1 protein-coding gene and 1 pseudogene are annotated in these 1839 nt (G+C 65.7%); both read right to left on the bottom strand.

Going from position 1 to position 1839, the window contains the following annotated elements; translation table 11 throughout:
* Window positions 1-307: 307 nt before the first annotated feature.
* Window positions 308-1357, bottom strand: a pseudogene (locus ACTWPW_RS63970) (IS630 family transposase); the annotation flags it as partial.
* Window positions 1291-1563, bottom strand: a complete 273-nt coding sequence (locus tag ACTWPW_RS63965; protein ID WP_443175003.1) for a helix-turn-helix domain-containing protein — start codon at window positions 1561-1563, stop codon at window positions 1291-1293. The pseudogene ACTWPW_RS63970 and the gene ACTWPW_RS63965, both read right to left, overlap by 67 nt.
* Window positions 1564-1839 lie beyond the last annotated feature (276 nt).

Genomic DNA, 1839 nt, shown 5'->3' with positions numbered 1-1839 from the left:
GGCAGCTATCGCGCTGGGCCGCCAGCCGGATCATCCGCAAGATAAAACCAGGCATCTACACCGCCGAGCCGATCTCCACAGCGCCCTTGCCAACCGCCCAGAAACCTTAACTACCTGGTCTTGGGGCAGGGCCAGGGCAGGGCCCGACGGGGTCGGCGACCCACCCTGTCGGCCGCTCCCAGCACGCGGGAGAAGTGTGGTCACGTCGCTACAGAGGATCAAAGGCCAAGGTTACCGACCGAGCGAGTGTTTGAGCAGGTGAGCGGCCCAGCCGGGTCGTCACCCTGGCACTTCATTTTCTGTAGTGTCATCCGCCTGAAATTCGTCGGCAATATTTGGCGAGGGATTCGAGGATCTCCTCGGCGGTCTTGGTCCAGACGAAGGGCTTGGGATCGGCGTTCCAGCGGTCCATCCAGGCGCGGATGTCGTCCTCCAGCGCCTGGACGCTCTTGTGCACCCCGCGGCGGATGAGCTGGTCGGTCAGGTAGCCGAACCAGCGCTCAACCTGATTGATCCAGGAAGAGCCGGTCGGAGTGAAATGCATGTGGAAGCGGGGATGCCGGGCCAGCCACGCTCTGATCGCCGGCGTCTTGTGGGTGCCGTAGTTGTCGCAGATCAGGTGGACATCCAGCTCGGCCGGCACGGTCTTGTCGATGGTGACGAGAAACTTCTTGAACTCGGCGGCGCGGTGCTGGCGGTGCAGTTCGCCGATGACGGTCCCGTCGGCGATGTTGAAGGCGGCGAACAGGCTGGTGATGCCATGACGAACGTAGTCGTGGGTGCGCCGCTCGGGCATGCCCGGCATCATCGGCAGCACCGGCTGGGAGCGGTCCAGCGCCTGGATCTGGGACTTCTCATCGACGCAGAGCACCACCGCGCGTTCCGGCGGGTCGTGATACAGCCCGACTACGTCGATGACCTTCTCCACGAACAGTGGATCGGTCGACAGCTTGAACGTCGTCGTGCGGTGCGGCTTGAGGTCGAAGGCCCGCCAGATCCGGCCGATGGTCGACTCCGACAGTCCGCTGCGCCGCGCCATCGAGGCGCGGGTCCAGTGTGTGGCGCCGGCCGGTGTCTCCTCCAGCGTGGCCACCACCACCTGCTCGACATGGTCCAGGCTGATCGACGGCGGGCGGCCTGGGCGCCCCTCATCGATCAGCCCGTCCAGCCGCAGGCGCAGGAACCGATGACGCCATTTGGAGACTGTGTCCGGATGCACCCGCAGCTCAGCAGCGATCTGCTTGTTGTCCTTGCCGTCCGCGCATCCCAGCACGATCTTCGCGCGCATCGCTAGGATCTGCGCGGACTTGGCCCGCCGCGCCCACCGCTGCAACACCGCCCGCTCGGCCTCCGACACCGCGCCAGCTCCGCCTTGGGCCGGCCCGTGCGCACGTCATCGGCCAGCGCCTCCAGTCCACCCCGGGCGAAAGCTGCACGCCACTTGCGCACCGTGCTCTCCGCAAGGCCCAGATCCCGTGCTACCTGCGCGGTGCTGATCCCCGGCCCTGCACACGCCAGCACGATCCTCGCCCGGACCGCCACCCTCGACGACTCCGCTGACATGCCGATCAGCCGAGCCCGCTCACTCTCCGATAAGTGGATCTCCACTGCGGACGGTCCTGGATGCGCCACAGCCAACACCATACGGGTTTAGCTGGCGAATTTCAGGCGGATGACACTAGTGCGGTGACCACATAGGTTCACCGGGCCGTGGACACACCCGACGGCTTGCGCAGGCTTCGCCGGATTCTGCTTCAGTGTCGTATCGACATGCACGATGACGGCAGGAGGATCCGTATGGCCGAACCTGTGCGAGCACGGCGGTTGTCCGATCAGGAG

Origin of the sequence: Nonomuraea sp. KM90 (assembly GCF_052246675.1) — a bacterium.
Lineage (GTDB): Bacteria > Actinomycetota > Actinomycetes > Streptosporangiales > Streptosporangiaceae > Nonomuraea.
This window is presented reverse-complemented; position numbering and strand designations above follow the sequence as displayed.

Bases quoted from the DNA above. Each gene is read 5' to 3' on its own strand.
- ACTWPW_RS63965 (WP_443175003.1), bottom strand. From the start codon at position 1,563: ATGTCAGCGGAGTCGTCGAGGGTGGCGGTCCGGGCGAGGATCGTGCTG.